Origin of the sequence: Bradyrhizobium sp. CSS354, from assembly GCF_029051725.1 — a bacterium.
In the GTDB taxonomy this organism is placed as follows: Bacteria; Pseudomonadota; Alphaproteobacteria; order Rhizobiales; family Xanthobacteraceae; genus Bradyrhizobium.
This window is the reverse complement of sequence record NZ_JAACFU010000028.1, coordinates 13,570-38,040: the sequence shown is the minus strand read 5'-3', so window position 1 is coordinate 38,040 and position 24,471 is coordinate 13,570. Positions and strand designations below refer to the sequence as shown.

Annotated in this window: 23 protein-coding genes and 3 pseudogenes; 2 read left to right on the top strand and 24 right to left on the bottom strand. The window is 62.5% G+C overall.

The annotated features are described in order from the left end of the window. Positions 1-131 precede the first annotated feature (131 nt). The 18 genes and pseudogenes from GWG67_RS35665 to GWG67_RS35580 form a co-directional block, all read right to left on the bottom strand. Positions 132-342, bottom strand: a pseudogene (locus GWG67_RS35665) (nucleotidyl transferase AbiEii/AbiGii toxin family protein); the annotation flags it as partial. Positions 343-418: 76 nt separating this feature from the next. Beyond that, positions 419-1,459 (bottom strand): hydrogenase expression/formation protein HypE, encoded by a 1,041-nt coding sequence (gene hypE, locus GWG67_RS35660; RefSeq protein WP_085398635.1) that lies wholly within the window; start codon positions 1,457-1,459, stop codon positions 419-421. Continuing rightward, on the bottom strand, positions 1,456-2,598 hold the full coding sequence (gene hypD / locus GWG67_RS35655) for a hydrogenase formation protein HypD (protein WP_275174358.1): 1,143 nt from the start codon (positions 2,596-2,598) through the stop codon (positions 1,456-1,458). Before hypD ends, hypE begins: the two co-directional genes overlap by 4 nt. After that, complete coding sequence (locus GWG67_RS35650) at positions 2,595-2,831, bottom strand: HypC/HybG/HupF family hydrogenase formation chaperone (RefSeq protein WP_275174356.1); 237 nt, start codon at positions 2,829-2,831, stop codon at positions 2,595-2,597. Before GWG67_RS35650 ends, hypD begins: the two co-directional genes overlap by 4 nt. Next, complete coding sequence (gene hypF / locus GWG67_RS35645; RefSeq protein WP_275174354.1) at positions 2,831-5,083, bottom strand: carbamoyltransferase HypF; 2,253 nt, start codon at positions 5,081-5,083, stop codon at positions 2,831-2,833. Before hypF ends, GWG67_RS35650 begins: the two co-directional genes overlap by 1 nt. Positions 5,084-5,085: 2 nt before the next feature. Continuing rightward, positions 5,086-6,006 carry a hydrogenase nickel incorporation protein HypB gene (gene hypB, locus GWG67_RS35640; RefSeq protein WP_275174352.1) on the bottom strand — a complete coding sequence of 307 codons (921 nt, stop codon included), beginning with the start codon at positions 6,004-6,006 and terminating at the stop codon, positions 5,086-5,088. Beyond that, entirely contained in the window at positions 6,006-6,347 is a 342-nt protein-coding gene (gene hypA / locus GWG67_RS35635) for a hydrogenase maturation nickel metallochaperone HypA (protein ID WP_148774722.1), read from the bottom strand. The genes hypB and hypA overlap by 1 nt, the downstream gene beginning before the upstream one ends. Beyond that, positions 6,340-7,434: a nickel-dependent hydrogenase large subunit gene (locus GWG67_RS35630; protein WP_275174351.1), complete on the bottom strand. Its 1,095-nt coding sequence runs from the start codon at positions 7,432-7,434 to the stop codon at positions 6,340-6,342. Before GWG67_RS35630 ends, hypA begins: the two co-directional genes overlap by 8 nt. Next, a complete protein-coding gene (hybE, locus tag GWG67_RS35625; RefSeq protein ID WP_275174349.1) occupies positions 7,431-7,958 on the bottom strand; it encodes a [NiFe]-hydrogenase assembly chaperone HybE in 528 nt (175 codons plus the stop codon). The genes GWG67_RS35630 and hybE overlap by 4 nt, the downstream gene beginning before the upstream one ends. Then, positions 7,955-8,164 carry a rubredoxin gene (locus GWG67_RS35620; RefSeq protein ID WP_148756122.1) on the bottom strand — a complete coding sequence of 70 codons (210 nt, stop codon included), beginning with the start codon at positions 8,162-8,164 and terminating at the stop codon, positions 7,955-7,957. Before GWG67_RS35620 ends, hybE begins: the two co-directional genes overlap by 4 nt. Continuing rightward, complete coding sequence (locus GWG67_RS35615; protein WP_275174347.1) at positions 8,161-9,024, bottom strand: hydrogenase expression/formation protein; 864 nt, start codon at positions 9,022-9,024, stop codon at positions 8,161-8,163. The genes GWG67_RS35620 and GWG67_RS35615 overlap by 4 nt, the downstream gene beginning before the upstream one ends. Next, on the bottom strand, positions 9,021-9,467 hold the full coding sequence (locus GWG67_RS35610) for a hydrogenase accessory protein (protein ID WP_275174345.1): 447 nt from the start codon (positions 9,465-9,467) through the stop codon (positions 9,021-9,023). Before GWG67_RS35610 ends, GWG67_RS35615 begins: the two co-directional genes overlap by 4 nt. A 275-nt stretch (positions 9,468-9,742) precedes the next feature. Further along, positions 9,743-10,039 carry a HypC/HybG/HupF family hydrogenase formation chaperone gene (locus GWG67_RS35605; RefSeq protein ID WP_148744597.1) on the bottom strand — a complete coding sequence of 99 codons (297 nt, stop codon included), beginning with the start codon at positions 10,037-10,039 and terminating at the stop codon, positions 9,743-9,745. 26 nt (positions 10,040-10,065) lie between these two features. Then, positions 10,066-10,647: a HyaD/HybD family hydrogenase maturation endopeptidase gene (locus GWG67_RS35600; protein ID WP_148744601.1), complete on the bottom strand. Its 582-nt coding sequence runs from the start codon at positions 10,645-10,647 to the stop codon at positions 10,066-10,068. A gap of 14 nt (positions 10,648-10,661) precedes the next feature. Continuing rightward, on the bottom strand, positions 10,662-11,399 hold the full coding sequence (gene cybH / locus GWG67_RS35595; protein ID WP_275174343.1) for a Ni/Fe-hydrogenase, b-type cytochrome subunit: 738 nt from the start codon (positions 11,397-11,399) through the stop codon (positions 10,662-10,664). Positions 11,400-11,408: 9 nt separating this feature from the next. Beyond that, positions 11,409-13,199: a nickel-dependent hydrogenase large subunit gene (locus GWG67_RS35590; RefSeq protein WP_275174341.1), complete on the bottom strand. Its 1,791-nt coding sequence runs from the start codon at positions 13,197-13,199 to the stop codon at positions 11,409-11,411. Between the two features lie 29 nt (positions 13,200-13,228). Then, positions 13,229-14,320: a hydrogenase small subunit gene (locus GWG67_RS35585; protein WP_275174340.1), complete on the bottom strand. Its 1,092-nt coding sequence runs from the start codon at positions 14,318-14,320 to the stop codon at positions 13,229-13,231. 198 nt (positions 14,321-14,518) lie between these two features. Further along, positions 14,519-14,891, bottom strand: a pseudogene (locus GWG67_RS35580) (nickel-dependent hydrogenase large subunit); the annotation flags it as partial. On the opposite strand from GWG67_RS35580, the gene GWG67_RS35575 reads away from it, so the two are divergent. After that, positions 14,885-15,283 carry a hypothetical protein gene (locus GWG67_RS35575; RefSeq protein ID WP_275174338.1) on the top strand — a complete coding sequence of 133 codons (399 nt, stop codon included), beginning with the start codon at positions 14,885-14,887 and terminating at the stop codon, positions 15,281-15,283. The pseudogene GWG67_RS35580 and the gene GWG67_RS35575 sit on opposite strands and share 7 nt — an antisense overlap. A gap of 69 nt (positions 15,284-15,352) precedes the next feature. Beyond that, a pseudogene (locus tag GWG67_RS35570) lies at positions 15,353-16,230 on the top strand (hypothetical protein); the annotation flags it as partial. A 537-nt stretch (positions 16,231-16,767) separates the two neighbouring features. Here the strand turns inward: GWG67_RS35570 and GWG67_RS35565 are convergent. From GWG67_RS35565 to aepX, 6 genes are all read right to left on the bottom strand, one after another. After that, positions 16,768-18,744, bottom strand: a complete 1,977-nt coding sequence (locus GWG67_RS35565; protein ID WP_275174337.1) for a RiPP maturation radical SAM C-methyltransferase — start codon at positions 18,742-18,744, stop codon at positions 16,768-16,770. Between the two features lie 634 nt (positions 18,745-19,378). After that, positions 19,379-20,911 (bottom strand): radical SAM family RiPP maturation amino acid epimerase, encoded by a 1,533-nt coding sequence (locus tag GWG67_RS35560; protein WP_275174335.1) that lies wholly within the window; start codon positions 20,909-20,911, stop codon positions 19,379-19,381. Between the two features lie 140 nt (positions 20,912-21,051). Then, entirely contained in the window at positions 21,052-21,444 is a 393-nt protein-coding gene (locus tag GWG67_RS35555) for a hypothetical protein (protein WP_275174333.1), read from the bottom strand. A gap of 939 nt (positions 21,445-22,383) precedes the next feature. Then, positions 22,384-22,587: a glycerophosphodiester phosphodiesterase family protein gene (locus GWG67_RS39155; RefSeq protein ID WP_369335508.1), complete on the bottom strand. Its 204-nt coding sequence runs from the start codon at positions 22,585-22,587 to the stop codon at positions 22,384-22,386. Beyond that, positions 22,500-23,165: a hypothetical protein gene (locus GWG67_RS35550; RefSeq protein WP_275174331.1), complete on the bottom strand. Its 666-nt coding sequence runs from the start codon at positions 23,163-23,165 to the stop codon at positions 22,500-22,502. The genes GWG67_RS39155 and GWG67_RS35550 overlap by 88 nt, the downstream gene beginning before the upstream one ends. 303 nt (positions 23,166-23,468) lie before the next feature. Beyond that, positions 23,469-24,329 (bottom strand): phosphoenolpyruvate mutase, encoded by an 861-nt coding sequence (gene aepX / locus GWG67_RS35545; RefSeq protein WP_275174373.1) that lies wholly within the window; start codon positions 24,327-24,329, stop codon positions 23,469-23,471. Positions 24,330-24,471 lie beyond the last annotated feature (142 nt).

Below are 24,471 nucleotides of genomic sequence, written 5' to 3'. Positions count from 1 at the left end.
GCTAGGCGCCACGGCATCGCCCAAAATACCGGCCAAACCCAATTAACTTTAGGCAACGGCCCGCGTAGCTTCGAGCCTCGCTCTCCGCTCCGCCCTGGGGTGGCAACCGGAGAGCGGTTGCCATGGGCATAGAATCGACGAATAACCTTGTAGCCTTTCGAGAGCGACGTACGCCCTTAAAGACGACATGCTCGCTGAGCGGTGATGCAAACAGACCACCCAGCGCCTACACAACCCAGATGTCCTTCTCAAGCAGATGAACAGGCCGTCCCAAGGCGGTCGCGGCAACGCCCAAGGCTTCAGGCCGACTTCGCGCGACAGGGTGAGATAACGTTCAGCCATGAGGCGCGAGGGTTTGACTCTGCAGCCGCTGCGCTGTTGAAGGAATGCGACAGGAGCATGATGCGCATGATTTGCCTCAACAGATTCTCGGCAATTGCTCGCCCGACGGCCAGTCGACGATCCGCCCGCCGCCGAAGCTCGTGGCCATCTGCACGAAATGATGATCGTCGGCCACGGCCTCGCCGATGTCGGCGGCGTCGCGGCCAAGCGGATGCGCCCGCATCGCGGCCAGCACTGGAGCAGCATTTTCGGGCGCTACGATCGCGACCAGCTTGCCCTCATTGGCGACATGGAGCGGATCGAGCCCGAGCAGCTCGCACGCTGCCGCGACGCCCGGCTTGACCGGGATCGCCTCCTCGCGAAGATGGAAGCCGAGGTCGGACTGCTGGGCGATCTCGTTCAGCGTGGCGGCAAGCCCGCCGCGGGTGGGATCGCGCATCAGGCGGATGCCGCGGCCGCCGGCTTCGACCATCTTCGCGACGAGATCGTTCAGCGCCGCCGAATCCGAGACGATCTCGGTCTCGAAGGCGAGATTCTGCCGCTTCGACATGATCGCCACGCCGTGATCGCCGAGCGTGCCCGAGATCAGGACGCGATCGCCGACGCGGGCATTCTCCGCCGAGAGATCGAGCCCGTGGGGCACGACCCCGACGCCGGCGGTCGAGATGAACAGGCCGTCGGCCTTGCCGCGCTCGACCACCTTGGTGTCGCCGGTGACAATGTGAACGTCGGCCGTGCGCGCAGCCTCGCCCATCGATTCCGCGATCATCTTGAGGTCGGCGAAGCGGAAGCCTTCCTCGATGATAAAGCTTGCAGAGAGGTAGAGCGGGCGTGCACCGGCCATGGCGATATCGTTGACGGTGCCGTGCACTGCAAGCGAGCCGATATTGCCGCCGGGGAAGAACAGCGGCGAGACCACATAGCCGTCGGTCGTCATTACCATGCGCCCGGCACCAACGTCGAATGCCGACTGGTCGTTGCCGCGCGCCAGCCATTCATTGCCGAAGGCCTCGTGGAACAGACCTGAGATCAACTGCGCCATGGCCCGGCCGCCCGAGCCGTGGGATAGGTCGACGCAGCCGTTCCTGATGTCGAGCTTGCGCTGGTAGGCCTTCATGACACGCGCCTTTGCTGGTGGTCCCGGAAGCGGCCATAGGTCCAGTGTGCGGCGCAGGCGCCTTCGGAGGAGACCATGCAGGAGCCCATGGGCGTCTCCGGCGTGCAGACGGTGCCGAACAGCTTGCAGTCGACCGGCTTCTTCACGCCGCGCAGGATGGCGCCGCATTCGCAGGCGGGATTGTCGTCGACGCGCAGCTCGTGCATGTCGAAGCGCACCTCGGCGTCGTATATGGCGTAAGCGCCCTTCAGCTTCAGCCCGCCATAGGGAACCTGTCCGAGCCCCCGCCATTCGAACTGATCGCGCAGCTCGAAAATGTCGGAGACCTCCTCCTTGGCGCGCAGATTGCCGTCGCGGTTCACCGCGCGGCTGTACTGGTTCTCGACCTCCTGCCTATCCTCGTTGACCTGCCGCACCAGCATCAGGATCGCCTGCATCATGTCGAGCGGCTCGAAGCCCGCGATCACCACGGGCTTGCCGAACTCCTCGGCAAAGAACTCGTAAGGGGCCGTGCCGATGATCGTCGAGACATGGGCCGGCCCGACGAAACCGTCGATCTCGACCCGGCCGACGTTGCGGATGTCGGGACTTTCCAGGATGTTCTGCATCGCCGGCGGCGTCAGCACGTGGTTGCAGAACACGGTGAGGTTTTCGAGCTGCTTCCTCTCCGCCAGCCGGATCATGACTGCAGTCGGCGGCGTCGTGGTCTCGAAGCCGATGGCGAAGAACACGACCTCGCGTCCGGGATTGTCCTCTGCGATCCGGATCGCGTCGATGGTGGAATAGACCATGCGGATGTCGGCGCCGCGCGCCTTCGCCTTCAACAGCGATGTGCCCTGCGAGCCGGGAACGCGCATCAGGTCGCCATAGACGCACAGGATGACGTCCGGCCGCTCAGCGAGCCGGATCGCCATGTCGATGCGTCCGGCCGGCAGCACGCACACCGGACAGCCGGGGCCGTGGATCATCCGCACGTTCTTCGGCAGCATGTCCTCGAGGCCGTAACGCGAGATCGCGTGGGTATGGCCGCCGCAGAATTCCATGAAGCGATAGAGCTTTTGCGGATCGGCTTCCGCGCGGATCGCTTTCGCGAGCCCGAGCGCGATCTCCTTGTCGCGAAACTCGTCGGCATATTTCATGACGCAGCTCCCTGCCCCTCGGCGCTAAGCTCGCGCAGCAGCTCGAGCGTCCGCATTGCCTCCTCCGGATCGACCTTCGTCAGGGCATGGCCGACATGGATGATCACATAGTCGCCGACGGCGAGATTCTCGATCAAGGCGACCGATATCTCCATGCTCACGCCGTCGATCGAGACGATCGCCATCTCGTCGGGCAGGAGCTTCGTGACCTCAGCAGGTATCGCGAGACACATCAGCCGATTCCTTCCAGGCCGTACTGTTCGAGTTGGAGCGCGGCGATCCAGGCCTGGCCGAGGCTGAGACCGCCGTCATTGGGCGGCACTTGCCGCGGCAGCAGCGGCAAGAGACCGGCGGCGATACAGCCGCGCTCGATCTCGCAACTGAGGATCGCGTTGAGAAAGCAGCCGCCGCTCAGGGCGACGGTCGTGACGCCGGTCTCGCGCGCCGCACGGGCGATCCAGTCGACGCAGGCAGCGGCGAGCGTGCCATGGAACAGCCCGGCCCCCTCGACCGGATCGATGCCCTCGGCCGCAAGGCGCGCAAGCAACGGAAACAGGGACAGCACCCCATCCTCGATCGTCCAGCCGTCTTTCATGGAGCGCGGCGCGCGAACCCGCGCCTCCAGTTTCATCGCGGCTTCGCCCTCATAGCTCTGCACCTGGCAAAGACCGAGCAGCCCCGCCGCCGCATCGAACAGCCGGCCGGCGCTGGTCGTCACCGGTACGCCCGGCTGGTCGAGCAAGGCATGGAGACGCGCAGCCTGCGGCTGCGCCGCAAACCGGGTCGCGATCGCGTTGCCGCGGGCCAAGCCATGCAATGCGCTTGCAGCCATGCGCCACGGCTCGCGCGCGGCGCGATCGCCGCCCGCCATCTTCATCGGCGCCAGATGGCCGAGCCGCCGGAACTGCGCGCGCTGGCACAGCAGGAGCTCGCCCCCCCAATTGCCGCCGTCGCTGCCCTGGCCGAAGCCGTCGAGCACCAGCGCCAACGCAGATCCCGCGAGGCCATGCTCCGCCATCACGGAGGCGGCATGGGCATGATGGTGCTGGACTGCGATCAGTCGCCGCCCGCTCGCTTCGGCGAAGCGGGTCGACGCTATGTTCGGGTGCAGATCATGGGCGATAACCGCCGGCTCGACGTCCAGCGTCGACAGCAGGTGGCCAATGGTTTCTTCGAAGACACGGACGCCTTCGGCGGTGCCGAGGTCGCCGACGTGCTGGGAAACGAAGGCCTCGCTGCCGCGCGTGACCGTCACGGTCGACTTCAACGCGCCGCCGACCGCAAGGATCGGCGGCACCGCTCGCGCCAGCCGAACCGGCTCCGGCACGTAGCCGCGGGCACGGCGGATGAATTGCGTCCGGCCGGCGACGACGGCCGCCACGGAATCGTCGGCGCGGGTGACGATGTCGCGATCATGGCTGACGATGAGGTCGGCGATGCCGGCAAGCCGCAGCTCGGCCTCGCGATTGTCGGTCAGAAGCGGCTCGCCGCCGGGATTGGCGCTGGTGGCGACGATCGCCCAGCTCTCGCCGGCGAGCGGATACGCCGCATCCAGCGCCTCGAAGATCAAATGATGGAGCGGAGTGACCGGCAGCGCGATGCCGATCCGCGCCAGCTCCGGCGCGATCGCCGGCGAGAGCCGATGGCGCGATGTCATCAGCACGATCGGCCGCGGCGACGTCTCGAGCAAGGCGAGCTCGGCAGCATCGGCGTCGGCGATGCCGGCGACCGCGTCCACCGAGCCGACCATGACGGCAAACGGCTTCTGGTCGCGCTGCTTGCGCTGGCGCAGGCGCTGCACGGCCGCCTCGTCCCGGGCATCGCAGACAAGCTGATAACCGCCGAGCCCCTTGACTGCGACGATCTTGCCTGCGGCGATCGCGGCAGCGATGTCCTCGATACCGTGGCTGAGCCGCGGGCCGCATTGCGGGCAGGCGATCGCTTCGGCATGGAAGCGGCGGCTGTCGGGATCGGCATAGTCGCCCGCACAGGCCTTGCACATCGCAAAGCGCTTCATGGCCGTGGTCGCGCGGTCGTAAGGAAGCCGCTCGGCAATCGTATAGCGCGGACCACAATGGGTGCAGTTGACGAAGGGGTAGCGATAGAACCGGCCGGCTGGATCGAACAGCTCGCTCAGGCATTTTGGACAGGTCGCGGCATCGGCGACGATGCGTGTCGACACCCTGCCCTGGTCGCTCGCGCGGATATAAAACCCTTCGCTCGCCACCGCCCCGACCGGCTGCACCGAGATCTCATCGATCCGGGCGAGCGGCGGCTTTTCCAGCGGCAGTGCCCTGACGAAGTCCGACGCGCGCTCGCCCTCGACCTCGATGACGACGCCATGGGAATCGTTGGCGACGAAGCCGCCGAGGCGGTAGCGCGTGGCGAGGCCGTAGACATAGGGGCGAAAGCCGACGCCCTGTACCGCGCCGCGCACGTGCAGGCGCAGCCGCCGTCCGTCCCGCACCGTGGCCTCGCCGCCCATCGTCACTCCGCCGCCGTCATCGCGGCAGGCGTCGTCGCCGCCATCCGCTTGCGGATCCAGGCAAAGAACGTCGCAAAGCCTTCGCCGGTGCGCGCCGACACCGTCAGCACCTCGATCTTCGGGTTGACCCGGCGCGCATAGTCGATGGTCTTCGCCAGATCGAAATCGAGCACGGGCGCGAGATCGATCTTGTTGATCAGCATCAGCGACGAGGCTGCGAACATGTCGGGGTATTTCAGCGGCTTGTCCTCGCCCTCGGTGGTCGAGAACACCACGATCTTGCAGGCCTCGCCGAGATCGAACGCCGCCGGGCAAACCAGGTTGCCGACATTCTCGATGAAGAGCAGGCCGCCGTTCAGCCAGGGCAGCCGGTCATAGGCCTCGCCGACCATGGCGGCGTCGAGGTGACAGCCCTTGCCGGTATTGACCTGGATCGCCGGCACGCCGGTCGCGCGAATGCGCTCGGCATCGTTGGAGGTCTGCTGGTCGCCTTCGATCACGCCGATCGCAAAGCTTGCCTTCAGCTCGGACAGGGCGCGGACCAGCAGCGAGGTCTTGCCGGCGCCGGGGCTGGAGACCAGGTTGAAGGCGAGCACGCCGTCGGCCGCGAAGCGGGCGCGGTTGTCGGCCGCAAGCCGGTCGTTCTTGTCGAGGATGTCGCGCTCGACCTGGATGATGCGGTCGCTGCTCATGCCGGCGATCTTCTGGCCCGCGGGATTGGCGCCGCAGTCGAGCAGCCCGGCCTCATCGAGGGCGTGGTCGTGGGCACCACCGTGGTGATGGTGGTGACCGTGGTCGTGGCCATGACCGCGGTCATGATGATGGTGCCCTCCGTGCTCATGGCCATCGCCGTGATCATGATGATGACCATGCGCATCTTCGATCGATGCCTTGCCGTCGCTGCAGCCGCAGACCGTACACATCAGTCGACCTCCAATTCCCTTACGCGCAATTCTTCGCCGCCCGTCACCTGCAATTGGTAGCCGCCGCAGGACGGGCACAGCTCGTAACACTGCCCGATCTCAACGGTTTTGGAACAGGCCATGCACCAAGCCGTGCCGGGCGTCTCGACGATCTCGAGCCGCGCGCCTTGCGCGATGGTCCGCGCGGCCACGGCCTCGAAGCAGAATTTCAGCGCCTCCGGCACGACATGGCTCAGCGCACCGATCTCCAGACAGACGACGTTCACCTTGGTGAAAGCGCGCTTGCGCGCTTCCTCCTCGACGATACCGACGATGCCTTCGCACAGCGCCATCTCATGCATGGCCGGCCTCGCGAAATTGCAGGCTGAAGCCGACGCAGGGATCGAAGGAGCCGACCAGCGCGCGAACCGCGTCCTGTCCCTGCCGGCCGGTCGCGAGCGTCGCGCCCTTGAGGCTCCTGACCAGCGGTCCGCGGGCGTGAAAATTCCACTCGGTCGGTGCCAGGAACTCGAAGTTGACGACGCGATCCTCGTCGTCCAGTGCGACGGCGTGATGAAGGCGCCCGCGTGCGCATTCGACCGCGGCTGCCCCCTTGCCCGCGCCGAGCCGGTAGCTCGCGACGACGCCTTCATCAAGATCCGCATCGCCACGATCGAGCCAGGCGCAGAGCCGCGGGACCTCGGCAATCCGCGCCTTCAGACGCGCGGCGGAGCCCGCTTCCGCCGCCGAGACCGCTTCACGGCGTGTCCTGCGCGCCCAGACGCCGGTTTCCGGAATCCGGCCGCAGAGGTCCGGCGCATCGGAATAGGCCGCACCGTCCGCCAGCAGACGCGTGACGATGTCCAAATCGTCCGCCACCGTCAGGAAGGATGGATTGGCCTCCGGCTCTGACACCAGCTTGCCGTGGCATCCCGCGACGGAGGCGGCGAGCGGGCTGCCCGGCGCGAGCGTCTCGTCTTCTTCGCCGGCGATCCCCATCGCGCCGAGCGCGGCCTTGATCTGCACCACGGCGTTGCGATGCAAGGCCGGCGGGACGGCCTCGTCCGCGCCCCAAAGCAGCGCGCTTGCCTGCATTACGGCGCGCACCGCCGGAGCGTTTGTGCCGTCGAGCGCGAGCCGTCCGATGAACAGGCCGCGCAGCAGTTCGGTCAGCCGCTCGACGACGACTGCGGTGACGCGGCGCCGCACCGTTGCGGGAGCCGCCTCCCGCCCTTGCGCGGCTTCCACCGCCGACTGGAACGCCACGTGATGGGCGATCGAGCACAGCGAGAACAGACGCGGCAGCACCGGAAGCAGCGAAGCCGCGGGCTTTCCCGCAAACAGCCGCGTCAGCCGCGGCCGGTTGCGCGGCTTGATCGCGACGTCGGCGATCGTGGCGCCGGACAACAGCACCGTAATATCGATCTCGCTGCGGAACGAGAGACTCATCCATGCCGCTCCATCAAGACACCCCGCAGGAAGTTACGCCGATCGATCGGGCTTGTCTCGGGCTCGCGGCGACGAACCGCCTCCTCGCTGTCCGCCGGCAGCATCAATTCGGCAAGCGCGGCTTCGGCCGTCGCTCGCGCGGCATCCATGTCGGCGAATTGGAACATCGGCGAGAACAGCGAGCAGCTCGCGTTCCGGCCGATCCGGGCGATCTCGCTGAGGGTGAATTCGATATCGCCCGCGGGAAAACGCATTCGCACGGTCGCGCCCGAGGTGGCTGGCGTCACCGCGCCCGCTGGCATCGCCACGTTCATGAACCACGGCGTGACCATGATGCCGACGATCGTGCCGTTGAAGGGACGGAAACCGACCGCCTCGATGCCGAGCGCATCGTTGTAGATGGGTAGATCGCGCATCGCGCGCTCGCCGATCTCCCGGTAGCTTGCGGCCAGAAGCTCGCCCCACCCCGCGGCGTCGGCGTCGCCGGCAGGACCTGACGCACTCGCTGGCGCGCTTCCTGTCATGTTTCGATCGCCATGAACTTGGACTTTGGCGCGTCGCAATTCGGGCAGTGCCACTCCTCCGGCAGCGCCGCGAACGGCGTGCCCGGCGCGATCTGCGCTACCTCATCGCCATCCGCCGGATCGTAGACGGTCCAGCAGATGCCGCATTCCAGCCGCGTGACGTCGGCGACGTCCTGGCGCACGCCAATATTCTCGAAGGCGCTCATTTGAAGTAGGCCTCGATGATTTCCTGCAGCCGCTCGGCGGAATCCTCGAAATCCTCGTCCGCTGCCAGCGCAACCGTCGGCACGCCGCCGACTTCGAGCGTATCGAGAATGATAGTGTCCATGGCGTTGAAGAACTGCACCGACCAGACATTGCGGATGCCGGTGGAGAGCGCCCGGCAGGTGCCGTAGCCGCGGGACACGAGCTGAATCGGTCCGTTCCGGATCGTGTCCTGCAGGAAGCTCATGTCGACCGGACTCATCGGCAGCAGCGTGAAATTGATGATCTGCGAGCGAATGCCGGGCCGCCAGGCCTGTGCCCGCTCGCGGATTTCGGCGAGCACCGGCAGCACGTTCATGGCGCCCTCCGGCACCTGCCCGATCTCGAAATCGGCGGATGTCAGGTCGGCAGCCGCACGCTTGACGATCTCGGGAACCGCGCCGATCTCGAGATATTCGGAAGTGGCGTCGGTCTCGAGCCGCACACGCCAAATTCCCGCCAGCACCGATTCCTGCATCTGCGCCAGCGATCCGTCCGGCAGCGCGACGACGCCGGCGACCTCGCCTTCGCCGAGCACGTCGGCCACCAGCTTGCTCTCGAGATCGTTGAGATTGGCCAGCCGAAACCGTCTTGTCGGCGCGTTCGCCTTTTGATCCGCGATGGCATCCGCGATCCTCGAGAGCAGCGCGACTGCGTTCGGGCAGCTCTTTGCAAGCTCCGCACTGTCGAGCGTTGCAAGCTTTGCGAGCGCGCCGGCCGCCGTCAGGCTGCCCTTCGCTGCATTGAGACTCTCGTCGGCGATCGGAAACACGTTGACTGGTTGCTCGGCGCCTCCGGGCGCATCCCAGAAGCCGGCCTTCATAGCCCGACCTCTTGTGCGCGATGATGGGGAACGATGGTGACGGCGACTGCGGCGCCTTGCCCGCGCGGCCGGTCGATCAGCTTGGTGATGCGGTCGGCATAGACCGACCAGTCCTGGATCTTGGCGATCAACCCCAGCGTCTTGCCGTTGGCGACGAAGATCAGCGTCGGCTGCACCCGCACCTCGAAGCGCTCGCCGAGCACACGCTCAGCGTCGCGTGCGATGATCGCACCGCGCAGCCGATTACCGAACGCTGCGATAAGCTCGGGCAGCACCACGGCGGCATCGATTGCCTCCGGAAAGCGGTTGGGATCGCCCGCCGACAGCAGCACCGCGACCGCACCGGCCTCGTCCGCTCCGCCAAGAAAATGATCGACCGTCGCAGCATCGACCTCGGGCAGACCACTCCGCGCCAGATCATGCTTTCCTACCTGGAATTCCATCGAACCTCTCCTGACAAGCTTGTGTTTTTGCCGAACTAGAGGTTCGCAAGCCACGTGCCAGGATCGGTTATCACATGTCCGGATTTATCCCATTGATCCAGATCATGTATTTCTTGGCGCCGATTGTAAGCTAAGCTTCAATGGAAAGAAACTTGCCATATCTGGTGAGAGCTGTCTTTGCAGGTAGAAATCGACCTTCCAGGCCCACAGCGGCCGCCGAGGCTGGCCGGTCACTGATGTCGTCAACGCATCAAACGGGAGAAGCAGCGGCGATCCTAGTCGGACCGCAGGTGCTCGGGTAGTTGCGGCTCGCGATCGATGAGGTCGGCGAAGAAGCGGTCGCAATCCTCGCCGTCGAGCGCCGCGCTGAGACCTTCGATCGCATTCGCGATCAGGCGTGCCTCGTCCTCGTCCAGCAGCCGGATCGCGGTGTCGATATAGACCAGCACCTTGGCGCCGACCGGAGGATTCGAGAGCAGCAGCACAGAGACGGGGCGCTGCTCGCCGCGATACGCGCACAGCGCCGAGATCCCGTCGGTCTCGACAATCGTCATGGGCAGGCCGAGGCACATGGGCAAATCTCCGGCAGTGTGGCCGATCAGGCCGGCCGCGTCTCGTAGTGGAGATGATCGATGTCATTGGCGAGCAGCCGCTCGATATCTGCCAATGGCTCGGCGCGTTGGCTCACCGTGAGGCCCCATTCGGCCAGGATGGCGCAAGCGAGATTGATCGCGGGCGCGATCTGGTCGCGCACCGGCGGCGTCAGCGGCCCGCCCCAGTCTTCGAGATCGAGCGGCTGGCAGCCGATCAGCACCAGATGTTTCGGGCAGCGGCCGAGCAGGTCGGCCGCGCTGATGACTTCCTGGAAGCCGGTCTGGTGCAGGCTCATCTTCTTGGCGCCGGTGAAACGCGGCACCTCGTCGTCACGCACAAGCTTCAACTGGCCGGGCTCGAGGCCATAGTCGATCGCGTCGAACACGATCAGGCGGTCCGCCTCTTCCAGATAGTTGACGAGATAGAGCCCCTGCGTGCCGCCATCGAGAATGGTGACATTGTCGGGTACGGCGTAGCGGCGGTGGAATTCCTCCACCGCCCGGACGCCGAACCCTTCATCGGCCCACAGGATATTGCCGATGCCGAGCACCAGGATGCGATCGTCTTGCGAGAATGTCGGCTTCACTTGGCGTTCCCGTTTCAGTCGCGGAATTGCCGTTCGCCCGAGATCATCGAGGAGATGATGCTCTGGCGCGACATGATGTCTTCGCGGATCGCGGTGTAGATGTGCACCATCACGAACACGACCAGCGCCCACATGCCGAGATGATGCCAGGTGTGCACGTCCTGGCTGTTCGGCCAGATCGCAAACACCCAGCCGAACAGCTTATGCTGCCAGCTATCGATGCCGGTGCCTTCCGAATAGAGCGCAAACCCGGTGATGATCATGAAGGCCACGAACAGCGTGAATCCCGTGAACATCGCAATCTGCGCCAGAGGATTATGGCCGACATACATCTTGGGCTCGCGCTCCAGGAACGCGTACCAGCGGATTTCGTGCAGCACTTCCTCCCAGAACTGCTTGCGGTGAACCGGGATGTAGAAGATCTGCCGAGACTGGTGGTTCCCGACGAAAGCCCACAGGATGCGCGTGAGGAAGAATACCGCGAGCACCTGCCCCGCGGCGAAATGGGCGAAGCGGATGTAGCCCATCACGAAATTGTCGGACGCCTCGCCCGCGACCGTCGGCAACGGCGTTCCGATCAGATAGCCGGTCACCATAAGCACGATAATCGAGAACGCGTTCACCCAGTGACAGATCCGTACCGGCGCTTCGTAGACATAGACGCTGGGACGACCCACCGCACGTTCTCCGGAAGCATCGGCTGCGATCGCCGCGAGGTCGGGCCCGGCGTCCGAGGCAGCTGCATCCATCATGATCCTCTCCTACCTGACCTTGACCTTGGCGAGTTCCTGGCCGTCGGGGCTCATGACGTGCGTCGAACAGGCCAAGCACGGATCGAAGGAATGGATGGTGCGCAGGATCTCCAGCGGCTGCTCGGGATTGACCATCGGCGTGTTCATCAGCGACGCCTCGAAGGCGCCAATATTTCCCTTGGGGTCGCGCGGCGAGCCGTTCCAAGTCGTCGGCACCACGCACTGGTAGTTGTCGATCTTGGTGTCCTTGATCTTGACCCAGTGCGCGAGCGCGCCGCGCGGCGCCTCGGTGAAGCCGACTCCCTTGGCCTCCTTCGGCCAGCTCTCCGGCTTCCACTTGTCGACATTGGCGGTCGAGCTGGCGCCGGCCTTGATGTTGGCGACGAGCTTGTCCTGGAAGTAGCGCATCTGGCGTCCGGCCCAGACGGATTCGAGCGCACGCGCCGCCGTGCGGCCGAGCGTCGAGAACAGCGCCGACATCGGCAGGTTCAGATCCCGAAGGAACTTGTCGACGGGATCCTTGAACTCCGCCTTGTTCTGCGCGTAGCCGACGACCCAGCGCGCCAGCGGGCCGACCTCCATGGCGTGACCGCGCCAGCGCGGCGCCTTGATCCAGGAGTACTTGCCGCCTTCGTCGAGCTGCTCGATCGCCGTCTTGGTGCCCTTCGCGTTGGGTCCCAGCACGTAATTCGGCTCGGTGACGCCGTCCCAGGGATGAAGTCCCTTGGTCTCGTCGGGATATTTGTACCAGGAGTGCACCACGAACTCCTGGATCTCGTCGGGATTGGCGTGGTCGACCGGAAGCACCTCGGACAGGTTGCCGTTGATAATGGCGCCGCGCGGCAGCTTCAGGCTCTTGGCGGAATAGTCGTTGGCATGTTCTGGCACATCACCATACGAGAGCACGCTCTGGCTCGAAAGGCCGCCGCCATAGAGCCAATCCTTGTAGAATGAGCCGATCGCCGCCACATCCGGGAGATAGACCATTTCGTTGAACTCGATCAGACGGTCGATGATCGAGGAGATCAGGTTCAGCCGTTCCATGTTGATGGCGCCGACAGCGCCGGTGCCGTCGACATTGATCGGACAGGGCACGCCGCCGACGAGCCAGTTAGGATGCGGGTTCTTGCCGCCGAAGATGGTGTGAATCTTGACGATCTCCTTCTGGAAATCGAGCGCCTCCAGATAATGCGCCACCGCCATCAGATTGGCTTCGGGCGGCAGCCTGTAGGCCTTGCTGCCCCAATAGCCATTCTTGAACGGACCGAGCTGTCCGGACTCGACGAACTTCTTCAGCCGGGTCTGCAGATCCTTGAAGTAGCCGGGCGACGACAGCGGCCAGCTCGAGATCGACTGCGCTAGCGTCGAGGTCGCCCGCGGATCGGCCGAGAGCGCGGAAACGACGTCGACCCAGTCCAGCGCGTGAAGGTGATAGAAATGGACGACGTGGTCGTGCACCTGCAGGGCAAGCTGCATCAGGTTGCGGATCGAATTGGCGTTCTCCGGGATGGCGATCCCGAGCGCGTTCTCGACCGCGCGCACCGAAGTCAGCGCGTGCGTGCCGGTGCAGACGCCGCAGATCCGTTCGGTGAACGCCCAGGCGTCGCGCGGATCGCGGTTCTTCAGGATCACCTCAATGCCGCGCCACATCGTGCCAGTGGAGACCGCGTTGCGGATGACGTTGTCGGCGTCGACATTGACCTCGACCCGCATGTGACCTTCGATACGTGTCACGGGGTCCACGAGGATGCGCTTGCCGGAATTGTCGAGATTGAAGCCGTTGGGAGTCTGAATACCCATGATTGTCCTGCCCTGCTGAGTCTTTTCGATCAGCTAGTGTGGTCGGCGTCTTCGCGCTTGGTGGCGAGCCGCTTGACAGCAGTCACAGCCGCATGCGCAGCCACCGCGGCGCCGACGGCGCCGGCCGCCACCATGCCGATCTGATCGGCGTTCTTCTCGATGCCGAACTGCTTAATGTTGGTGAGACGGTCGTAGAACGAGCCCTTGTCCCAGAAGCCGTCCTCCGAGCAGCCGATGCAGCCGTGACCCGACTGGATCGGGAAGGACACGCCGCCGTTCCAGCGCACGGTCGAGCAGGCATTGTAGGCGGTCGGCCCCTTGCAGCCCATCTTGTAGAGGCAATAGCCCTTGCGCGCGGCCTCGTCGTCCCACTCCTCGACGAACTGCCCCGCGTCGAAATGCGGGCGCCGGTAGCACTTGTCATGAATGCGCTGCGAGTAGAACATCTTCGGTCGGCCCTGGCGATCGAGCTCGGGCAGCTTGCCGAAGGTGGTGATGAAGGTGACGACGCCGGTCATCACCTCGGCGATCGGGGGGCATCCCGGCACCTTGATGATGGGCTTGTTGGTGATCACCTTGTCGATCGGAGTAGCCTGTGTCGGATTGGGCTTTGCCGCCTGCACGCAGCCCCAGGAGGCGCAGGCGCCCCAGGCGATGATTGCCATCGCGTCCTCGGCCATCATCTTCAGCTTCTCGACGAACGGCTTGCCGCCGTCGATGCAGAACATCCCGCCTTCGTTCAGCGGCGGATTGCCTTCCACCGCGAGGATATACTGGCCTTTGTGCTTGGCGCGGGTCTCCTCGAGGATGGCTTCGGCCTGGTGGCCCGCAGCCGCCATGATGGTGTCGTCGTAGTCGAGCGAGATCATCGACAGCACCGCATCCTTGACCAGCGGGTGCGCGGAGCGGATGAAGCTCTCCGAACAGCAGGTGCATTCGAGGCCGTGCATCCAGATCACGGGCACGCGCGGCTTAGTCTCGAGCGCGTTCGCGATGCGGCTCGCCGCCAGCGGTCCGAGGCCGAGGCTCGTCGCCGTCAGGCTGCAGAATTTATGAAAGCACCGACGCGTGATGCCTTGGCGCCTGATCACGCTGTAAAACGTTTCCGTCGCCGCGCCCATGAATGCTCCCGCCTTCGGCTTTGACTTTTCGATGACGCAAAGGGTAGCAAGAAGCAGGCCAACAGCCTGGAGAGATTCAAAAATGGAGAGATTCCATAACGTTGCGAATTTGAACCACTTTCATGAACGGTACGCGAGGACGCTGCCAACACGAGAAGAGGAAACAATTCGATTTGCAGCCGGCAACGAAGTTTCCGGTCAATGCGCGGTGCACACCATGCAGGGCTCGAACGAGCGCACGATGTGCTGGATCGCAACCGCACGCGGGCCGGCGTCGCCGACATCAGTGCCGACCAGCGCCCGCTCCAGCGGAGCCGCCGACGTCGAAGGAATCGCGCGGCGAGAAATTCCAGGTGGTCGGCGCGATGATCTGGAAGCGCTCTATCTTGCCGTCGCGCACTGCCATCCAGTGCCCGAGACTGCCGCGGGCGGCCTCGACCAACCCGACATAGCTTCCGTCGGGGAGCTCGCGCGATTTGTCGCAGAACGGCTCCGGCAGCCGCAGCGCGCGCGTCCACTGCTCCATGGCAAGCGCGATGCGCGCGGTCTCGATCAGCCGAGGACGTGATCGGGGAAATCGATCTGAGTACTGGAGCGCGCATTCAGGAGCGGCGGACCGACATTGTCTATGGCTGGAACGACACCACTCAAGGCATGCGTCTCGTCTTCGAGTTCAAGCGCATGGGACGGCAAAAGAAGCACCGTAACCATTATCTGCTCGAACAAGGCCTCGGTCGTTTCATCACAGGCATCTACAGCCGCCGACAAGCGGTCGCCGCCATTCGAGTTTCACACTTTTTTCTCGCCTTCGGTTATCCGACAAGCACCCTAAATGCGGAAGACAACCTGACGAGGTCTCATAGAGCCCCGCCTAGGCGGGCTCAAAAACGACAACGGAACGTCTCGGCGTTGCTGAAGACACTCGATGCCTCTGGCATGTCCGGTGCCAATAAGCACCTGTAAGAAAGAAACGATGATGAATCATCCAGCAGCTCCAATACTTGGATGATGACGTTCGATGAGTGCCGACGCTTGACAGCGCTCCCTCCACCATCTGCTGCAGGCGGGGCCAAGGCTGCACTCGATGGCTACGAGTACCAACTCGCCGTCTCGGTGTTGGCGGCTCTGCGGTTGATGTTGATCACCAAATCGGCGACGAGGATCACGCTCGAACCCGCCAACGAGGAAGATCTGGAGTCGAGCTCGAACCAGCGACGCCTGGCCGTGTCCAACCTAGCGCGAACGTCGCAGACGGCTACAAACTCGTCGTGCAGGTGAAGCTGCGCAACAGCGGTCCCTGGTCAATCACCGACTTCGACGCGTTGCTCAAACACGGTACCACCCGTCGGCCGGCCAAACACCACCTCGACGATTCCGGCACGCGCAATCTGCTGATTACCAATGCCGACGCCACCGGCGTGGCCCGCGATCTGCTGGTCCGCGGCTTGGAGGAATGGCCGGAAGAGCGGATTTATCCGGCCAGCCTGTCAGGGACCCTACCCCATGGACCGGAGGGGCGGATCGGCATCTGGGGCGTTCTCACCGAGCGCCTCTTGGACTTGGAGATTAACGACATCCTCGGCTTCCTACTGCGGGTGCCCCAGAGCCGACGAACCGAATGCCGCGCGCGATTGCGCGACGAAGCTCTGCTGCGAATGCGCGGAACGAGCCCGGGCGTATGGACACGCGAGGACTTGCTGAGCCTGATCCGCGGCTGTGGCAGCTATACGATGATCTCTAAGGATCTGCTCGGCTGCGCGACGTCGCGGAACAAAGGCACATGCGACAACCGCCTGAATATCAGGCGAGACGCTCTCGAAGCCTCGGTGCTCAGTGGCCTCCGGACGCACTTGATGGAGCCCGATCTATTCAAGGAATTCTGCGACGAGTTCACCCGCGAGGTTAATCGGTCGCCGCAAACAAGAAAAACCCCGACGTCCTTTCGGAGGCCGGGGTTCTGGTTGCCTTGCTTTCGCAAGAATCGTTGGTTGCGGGGACACGCAACACCCGATTCCGGCGAAATGGAACGGGTGTTCTCGAAATCGGGGTCTCGCCAGAAATGATGGTCGTGGGGGCTCATATTACCCGGTTTTTGCGATTGATGGAAACAGTCATTCCGCGATTGGCTGCCTAGACCATTGCCTTCCCAAAGGTGGAAGTCACACGTTCGCATCGTGTTTGGTGCGCCACATCGTTATAAAACTGGGCACTCCAAAAACTGTCAATCCGCGTTCAAATTTGGCCCGGACACGCTTGGCAAACACGTTGTGCAAGCGCATTCCCTCCTTGAGCTCTTCCGGCGCCCACTGTTCGCCGTGCTGCCAGTCCGGAGGAACATACAGAGACAAAACTTCCAAAAGCTCGAAATCTCCGCTCCGCCATACTTGGCATCTCGTCGTGCGCCCCAGAAGAAGCGTCTCCCTCCGAGATGCCCCCCGCAGTTTTCCTCATTCACGCGAGGTACCCAATGGCGCGGCACGTCGGTCGAAATAGCCTCCAGGGAACGCAGTCATCGGAGGGATTGGCGTATAGGGATGCCAGAGCGCGAGCCCAACCAGCCGCGCGTCCAGCCGCACAATCAATTTGCGAGCGATCATGTCAGCTATCGCAGCCTCAATCTCGGCCTGCATTACATTCGTCCCGCTCAGCTGTTCGCGCAGGCGGGTTTCAGGCGAGCCTGCGTCCGCAGCCAGAAGAATTTCCCGCGCGAGGCCCCTGACCCGGTGTTCGCGCTCGACTGCAATAGCTCGCGTGTCCTCGACTATGATCTCGTCGCCGCTGTCCCGCATCGACAGCATAGACAACTTCGGCTCGCACCAGGCTTTCAGCCAGGCATCGATACCCTTGGCCACAGCGCTTAGCCCCGGGCGGCCCTTAGCGCTGCGCGCCGCGAAATGACCGCCGACATCGTCGTCTTCACTGTCTTCGAAGTAGTAAACCTGATCCGCCAGATCGCGCTCCGATAACGGATAGACGTAGCGATAGGAGACGGCCGGGCGCAGCTTCAATCCATGTTTCTCTGCTGCGTAGTGATAGGGGCTGTAGCGCTGGTACCGCAAACGCACCGCAGGTCCCGGCTGTAGATGATGCAGCAGCGGTAGCAAAGGAGCCATTTCCGCATACCATGCGTCGCTCTCGCCGGGGAAGCCCCACAGCAAACTCCAACTGACCCGCACACCGTGCTGACGGCACCACTTCAAGAGTTGGACATTATGCGCTGAGCTCGTTCCTTTGCGCATCAGCTTCAAAACACGGGTATCCAGGCTCTCAATACCCGGTTGGATCCAGCGGACGCCGGCGGCGGCCAGCTTCTCCACTTCGTGGCGCTTCAGGTTGGCTTTGACCTCAAAGAAGATCGCGAGCTTCTCGGGTAGCGCTGTGAGGCGAGGCAGCGCCGTTTTAAGGTAGTCAGTGGCCAGAATATTGTCCACCGCTTCGATGCGCGACGAACCGTAGCGCGCCGACATCTCAATCATCTCCTCTGCGGCCTGCCTCGCGGGTTTCTGGCGATAGGTCATCGATCCACCGTTCAGCCCACAAAAGGTGCAGTGGCTCCGCTCGCCCCACCAGCAGCCTCGAGAGAACTCCATCGGCAGCCCGGCATGGATGCGGTCGGCGTAGAGCGACGCGTTGAGCTCGGCAAAATAGTCCGAGAAATCGGGCAGCGGCAGGTCACCTATGGTCTCGATCACTGCGCGGGGCACTAAGTCGCGCGTCGACGCCGTGGGATAACCGACCTCGCGATGCGCCGGACCGAAAACGCCAAATGGCAGGTCAGCAGGCGGAATGTCTCTGCCGCGATTGAGGATGTCCCAACACAGCGGGCCGATCAGTAAGTCGGCCTCGCCCGACACGACATAGTCGACCCATGGGAAACGCATGTGAGTGCTCCGCCCCATTACCGACTCGCAGTTTGCGCCCCCCATGAGAGTGACAAGATCCGGTGAGCGCTCGCTCAACCGGCGCAGCAACGCGAGCGAGGGAACATGCTGGGTGAAGGTCGAGCTGCACCCAACTATGGCCGGCCGCTGCTCCAATATCTTGTCAGCCGTCCAATCAATAAACCCGCCGACGAGCGAGCGCAGCCTGAGGAAATTCGCGCGACGCTCGGCCAAAGATTTGCCTGCGTGTATCGGGTTGCGTTCGAAATAAAGGTCCAGGAAGGCGCTTTCTTCAGGCTCGAAGTCGGGAAAAGCAACGCCCGCGAACAGCCAATCAACCAGCCCCTCCTCTGGCGGGCAACTCTCAAGAGGCCCATAGTCGGCAATGCCGATATATTCCAAAAACCAGATGTTCGGATATGCAATCGTGGCTTGCAGCCCCGCCTGGGTCAGCGCTGACTTCAGCAGACCAAGCGCCAACGACGGTCTTTCGACTGCCGACATAGGCATGTTGACTAAGACGATTGGCACATCGATACTCATGTGATGCCCCATTATTTGTGGAAGACTAGGCGCGTTCGCCCGGCCACAGCCTCATGCGCTGGACGGCAATGCGAACTTCTGCGCGACTCCGTGATTGGAGCCGTGAACATGAAGTCAACTAATTCAGCGGATGCCCTAGGCGGCGCGCTTCGAGCCATGTTTCCGTGTCACGTTCGTTGCCTGGAGACTGGAAAGCATGAACGCGCTAGTCCAGCGGAGGGTGCTAGAGCCGAGCCGTGGATGAGCCGACACACCCGCTTCGCTCCCGACATTAAGCGGCGCCACGCCAAGGATCAGGTCGGATCGAGCCGTTCTTGACGAAGAGCGTGCAGCGTTCCAGTCGTACTCGCCGATCCGCAAAAAACGAGGACTTGGCTCGAAGCCGCGAGCGCGGAAGGCCTTCGGTCGCGTCCAGCGCGGAGCTACCAAAGCCCATCCGGCGGAGCTCAGGGAGGTGGTAGACCGAATGAGTTCGAGCTGCCTAGGAGAGCCCGGCACGCCAAGAACAGGTTCTCCGGTCACGTCGGTTCTGCGCGCCATGAAGCCGCGGACGGTGGATGCGAAACGGCTTGCCACCCCAGTCCACACTGCGAGATGGTAAGATGCCGCAGCTCCCCGATACTGACGTAGTATCTCAGTGCGAGTCGGCATGATCTACGTCCGTGCGGGAGCCTGCGTATTTGGCAGCTTCGATGCGGCTCGTCGTCCAATTGCTGGTCTGCCAGGCGAAGCGGTCGTCGAGGTCGTCTTCGATTACCCCGGCCGCGTACAACCGATCGAGCAAGTCAGCGACTGCAAGTACGCTCGTTCCGTCAGTCGTGACCCGCATAACCAGCTCCGACGCTGTGCAGTTGCCGAACGCGATGAGATCGCCAACGGAAATCGGAGCGATGTCGTCGGGCACCCGGTGTTCCATGTTGCGGGCGCGGAGCTGGAAGTACCGGTTCCCCGCTTTGTATTGCAGGTCTCTGCGGAAGCGGATCGGCAGGTGGGGGGCTGGGCTCTCGAGCATATACTGGTCGATCATGCTCTGCAGCCCCTCCCGGAACTCGTCAGGCGTCCTGAAGAAACGTTCACCCAAGATGCGGTAACCGAGAGGCCAGCGTTCGCTCCCCGGTACCGGCGTCACCAGTTGCAAACGTCCCTGCTGCATATTTACGAGGAAGCCGGAAACACACGCGATCGTGGTATGATCGCGTTCCGGCAACGCGGTTGCATCATCATTGATGGCGGACATGAGCTTCCCCTTCCGCTCGCGCGCGCGTCCGGCGAAAGCCTTTGCGGTCGGCGCCTCCTTGCCCTGCAGGATGAGTTCGACCCCTAGCAGCTCCTCTGGCGAAAACGTCATATGAATCTGATTGAGATGTGCATTGCTCAGCACGGAGAAACGATTCGGCGTGGTGCCATACAGGTTGAACAGTCTGAGCACGCGTCTGGTGAGTGCCTGATCCTTGAGCGGCGCAGCGGTCGTTGTCTGCGGCAATGCGCCCGTGATCCGATAGTAGTCGAACAGAAAGCGATCGTAGTGTGGGTTGTCCATAGGATCTGTAGCCCAGTAGCAGAAGCCAGTACGGGCTGCCGAACCAAACACCTCGCTCGCGACGCCAACCACGCCACGCCAACGCTCTGCCTGCTCTTTGCTGTAGTCGTAATAGCCTTTGAACCGGTCGGCAGAGAGGCCACAGAACCAGCAACCAACGGTGCAGCCTTCGCTCAACTCGAAGGCGATGATCGGGTACGTGACCGATAGCGATGATGCGCCCAATTCGTCGTTGCAGCGCCGGATTTGGCGCTCGCGCCAGGCATGGAAACGAGGGTTAATCGTCGACATTTCGCCTTCGTCGCGCAGGAGGTCGCGATGGCGCAACATCTCGCGCAGATGCTCGTCCCACATCGTAGTCAGCGGCCACTGGGCAGACTCCGGCTTGAAGCGGTATTTTTGGTAGCCTCCGTGCCAGAGCGGCAACATTTCCATTGGGTCAACTTCGATGCCGTAGCGCTCTGTTACCGTACGAGGGGCGTCGAGGTTCTCCGAAAGCGCCTTGCGGAACTCCACGTCACCGGCTAACCGCTCCGTGAAGCGCTTGACGTGCGATAGGGTGCGCAGTTGCTCGGGGGTGCGACGGTCAAAACTCTGTCGGTAGTGTTCGGTGGCAGCGCGCGTCATCACGTTACGGATAAACCTTGAAGCAGACTCTTATAAGCCTAATGGCAATGATCTCACCCCGGACGAGGCCTGCTTTCATGTTCTCGTCGCACTTCTCGTCTCCTTGAGCACGAGCCAATGCGGTCAGAGCGAAAGGCATGTCAGGCCACGACCGCAACAACAACAACCAGAACAACAGCGACGGGCTCGACTACCGAGGCGAAGTTAAAGTGCGCTTCCGCGACCTGTACGCCGCTCGTGGGCACCTCCGCAGCGGACCTGGCCAACCCGGCGGCCTGCACAACGCCGCTCGAGATCGCAACACTCGAATCAGGATTGGCGCCGGCAGTCCCATCGAGCTGCTTACTAATCAACTCCTGTTGACTTAGACACCGGATGTAACTCTTCGCTTCATCAAGAGTAAAATTGTAGCCGTGACGTTTTCCGACCGCTACAATTGATGCAAGACCTGTAGCACTCGGTTTTGCGTTTTCGAGCAGATTGCCCTTTTTCCCTAGATCGTTGACAAATCGCTCTATCTCAGTTCGCGACACAGCCAGTCTCCGCGTCTTCGCTTAAAGTTGCCAAACTATGCTCGATGCCTTCGCAGGCGATCGACGCCGACAGCGCGAACAAAGCAAGCAACGCGCCAGATTGAAAATTGCTGATTTTTCGCTTTGTCTCACGTCGTCAACACGACAACATTGGTTTGGAACCGACAACCGGCCCACGATTCGGGACAAGATTTCGTTGTCGGTCTCTAATAAAGTCGTCCGTTCTTTAATCGCTGTCGACAGCAAACCGAGCGGCCCAGTGCAGGGCGACGGAGTCGGGCACGCATGCAGGACGCGGCATCAACCCGGGCTATGGCTTTACGCGCCAGCGCAGAGGACATTCGGGTGGCACCTCCCGTCTGATCGCTCGACCAAAGCGACTCAAAACAAAATCCAGCAATCTTTTGGGATTGCTAGGCTCTTTCGGTCGATTTGGTGGCTGGTTCGAAACGGACGCCAGATCGAAGACCCTCGTTTGTGGTTTCCCCGCTTCCGCGAGCCAAGTGATAATCGGCTCCGAGGGGGCGGACGAGGTTCTCACCACGGTTTGTTCACGATCATTCACTTGAAGCCGAACCAATTCAGCACAACAGCCTTGGTTTGAGTCAGGCGAGGATGGACTGATCTTTGGTGCGCTATGACCGCGGGACTTGTCGATGCCAATGGTGACTAGCACCCTGCCCAACAGGTGGCGCGTTACCGCGTCGGCCGCCGCAGGCTTGGCATGATAGAACCCTAAGGTCGGGCTGCGCGCCACCTGCCCTCTTGTACAACCTCAGACGGCGAGCTGATCGTCTCCGAGCTCTCGTCGCGGTTCAGGCGCTCGTGCACTGCCCTGCTGGCCTTGAAGACCGGAAAGCGCTTTTGCTCGATTTGCACGTACTGCCGGTCTTCCATCTTTTGCGGATGCCGTTGCGGTCAAGCGCCGGAATTCGTTCATTATTGATGGGGATTCCATATCGAGAGGTTCATGTTCTTGATTTCCTCGGTAGAAACATCCGAAATCAGGCAATTGTTCGGGGCGCTGGTAACCCGCTCGAGTGTAGTGTCATGCATCATCCAGGCATGGCCGCTCCTATCTGCGCGAAGATCGAGTTCGAAACCGTGGAAACCGTGCTTAAGCGCGTTGTCGGCGGCTGGAATGGTGTTTTCGAGAAGGCCCTTGGAATTATCGAACAGACCGCGGTGCCGCAGTATTTGCTTCCGATGCGGATCGATGCCGCGGGTTTTGGCTTCGGGGCCGGCGGGAAGAGATCCTTCCCGCAATCGGAGGTGCCGATTTCGGACTCTGCGTTGGCAAGAGAGCGCCTATCCAGACCGAAGCTGGATTTCCAAGCGGCCTTGTTGCCGGCCAGCAGCCACTCGGTGATCATCTTGTTGACGGTGCCATCGACGTGATCGTTCGGATCATTGGAGCCAAATTCTTGGGTTGTCTCGCCACATGCGGGAATCGGTAGAGAGATGGCTTTAGCGCCCGGCTGCACCCGGCCGATTTGGGTTTGCAAGCCAGCCTTCCGCTCGTCTCCCGCGTTCGCATCGGTGACACTGCCAGCCGCAACTGAGACGACAACCATGGTCCCAATCAACCCTAGCTGGGTCAGTTGCTTGCGCCAGCGGCGCATACTGAAAGAGAACACGTTGCGAACGGCGCCGCCACGCAGATCTGTCACGTTGGCGGCGGTGCCCGAAGAGTTGAGCAGAACCGTCCGTTGCCTTAACATGAGCGCTCTCTGTCGGTCTCAAATGTCGCTTGTGGTTGCTGTTGCGGTGTCTACCAGCTTTCTTGAAGAGGACGACGGATCACCGTCCGCGTTGGCTCTTCTTCAGGAGAGAAATGAGCCCCGTAGATCTGCAGCATGTTCGGATCAGCCGCGCAAGAGCTGTCTATGGCGCATCCAATTTTTAGGAGGGAACGCCTGTGCTTCGCTGAACAATGCGGTGGAGCGTAACCGTAAGGCGGCCGATTGAATGCCGGTGGTCCTTCGAGAGCGAGTTTGTTGCGTGTGAATGGGAAATCATTGCCCTCAGTCAAGAGGGTGAAGATAGCGCGCGTCCGCGCGGGCAAGTTCGTCATACCTCAAAAGCTCGAAGACCTCGTCGAGCGTCGCAATATTGGGCTCGATACTGGCAACGCCTTCTTCTGCAATGATACGACGGCAGATCTGCTGCATTGCCGCTATTGCAGCTCGCACTGAGTGGTTGGCCCAGATCACTGTTGAGATGCGGGCATTACGATACGCAGAGACTGGTGTTCGATAGTATATCGTTGGCACGATCACGACGGGCAATCGGCCTTGCCAGGTGCGCGTGAAGGAAAGAACCTCGTCCGCGGTGCTCTTTCGCGAGTGAATGAGGATCGCATCCGCACCCGCGTCCGCGTAAGCGTGAGCGCGTAAAATTGCTTCGTCCATTCCATGCCCCGCGATCAACGCCTCGATCCGGGCCACGAGGACCAAGTCGTCCGCGACTGTATCCTTAACTGCCCGCAGGCGGCCGGAGAATTCGTGGATATCGGCGAGGGGATGACGATCGCCAATGAGCGAGTTCATCTTCGGAAAGCAGCTGTCCTCCAGCGCAACGCCCGCAGCGCCTCGTTGACGGAGCTTGCGGGCAAGGAGGCGTGCATTGTTGAAATTCCCAAAGCCGCCATCGCCGTCAACCAGAACAGGCAGTTTGCTCGAGTCCACGATCCGCTCGACTGCATCGACAAGCTGGCACCATGACGCTTCGTTGACATCACGATACCCAAGAGAGGAGGCAATTGAAAGACCGGACGCCCAGAGACCTTTGAACCCTGCGCGCTCGGCGATCGCAGCGGAGAGGCCGTCATGCGCTTCCATGAGGAAGGAGAGTTCAAGATTGGAGCACACCTGTGCACGCAGCATTTCTGCGGCCGAGGATGCGGTGCATTGATCAGGACCGTTGGCGAGTACAGATTTTGGTTGATGTTTCATGCCGAACACCTCAGGAGCGACGGTTGAGGAGCCCAACTGAGCAGCCCAACCTTCATCCGGCAATCACTCCCCT

Coding starts and splice junctions, on each gene's coding strand:
- hypE (WP_085398635.1), bottom strand. CDS start 1,459: ATGAAGGCCTACCAGCGCAAGCTCGACATCAGGAACGGCTGCGTCGAC.
- hypD (WP_275174358.1), bottom strand. CDS start 2,598: ATGAAATATGCCGACGAGTTTCGCGACAAGGAGATCGCGCTCGGGCTC.
- GWG67_RS35650 (WP_275174356.1), bottom strand. CDS start 2,831: ATGTGTCTCGCGATACCTGCTGAGGTCACGAAGCTCCTGCCCGACGAG.
- hypF (WP_275174354.1), bottom strand. CDS start 5,083: ATGGGCGGCGAGGCCACGGTGCGGGACGGACGGCGGCTGCGCCTGCAC.
- hypB (WP_275174352.1), bottom strand. CDS start 6,006: ATGTGTACGGTCTGCGGCTGCAGCGACGGCAAGGCATCGATCGAAGAT.
- hypA (WP_148774722.1), bottom strand. CDS start 6,347: ATGCATGAGATGGCGCTGTGCGAAGGCATCGTCGGTATCGTCGAGGAG.
- GWG67_RS35630 (WP_275174351.1), bottom strand. CDS start 7,434: ATGAGTCTCTCGTTCCGCAGCGAGATCGATATTACGGTGCTGTTGTCC.
- hybE (WP_275174349.1), bottom strand. CDS start 7,958: ATGACAGGAAGCGCGCCAGCGAGTGCGTCAGGTCCTGCCGGCGACGCC.
- GWG67_RS35620 (WP_148756122.1), bottom strand. CDS start 8,164: ATGAGCGCCTTCGAGAATATTGGCGTGCGCCAGGACGTCGCCGACGTC.
- GWG67_RS35615 (WP_275174347.1), bottom strand. CDS start 9,024: ATGAAGGCCGGCTTCTGGGATGCGCCCGGAGGCGCCGAGCAACCAGTC.
- GWG67_RS35610 (WP_275174345.1), bottom strand. CDS start 9,467: ATGGAATTCCAGGTAGGAAAGCATGATCTGGCGCGGAGTGGTCTGCCC.
- GWG67_RS35605 (WP_148744597.1), bottom strand. CDS start 10,039: ATGTGCCTCGGCCTGCCCATGACGATTGTCGAGACCGACGGGATCTCG.
- cybH (WP_275174343.1), bottom strand. CDS start 11,399: ATGATGGATGCAGCTGCCTCGGACGCCGGGCCCGACCTCGCGGCGATC.
- GWG67_RS35590 (WP_275174341.1), bottom strand. CDS start 13,199: ATGGGTATTCAGACTCCCAACGGCTTCAATCTCGACAATTCCGGCAAG.
- GWG67_RS35585 (WP_275174340.1), bottom strand. CDS start 14,320: ATGGGCGCGGCGACGGAAACGTTTTACAGCGTGATCAGGCGCCAAGGC.
- GWG67_RS35565 (WP_275174337.1), bottom strand. CDS start 18,744: ATGAGTATCGATGTGCCAATCGTCTTAGTCAACATGCCTATGTCGGCA.
- GWG67_RS35560 (WP_275174335.1), bottom strand. CDS start 20,911: ATGACGCGCGCTGCCACCGAACACTACCGACAGAGTTTTGACCGTCGC.
- GWG67_RS35550 (WP_275174331.1), bottom strand. CDS start 23,165: ATGTTAAGGCAACGGACGGTTCTGCTCAACTCTTCGGGCACCGCCGCC.
- aepX (WP_275174373.1), bottom strand. CDS start 24,329: ATGCTGCGTGCACAGGTGTGCTCCAATCTTGAACTCTCCTTCCTCATG.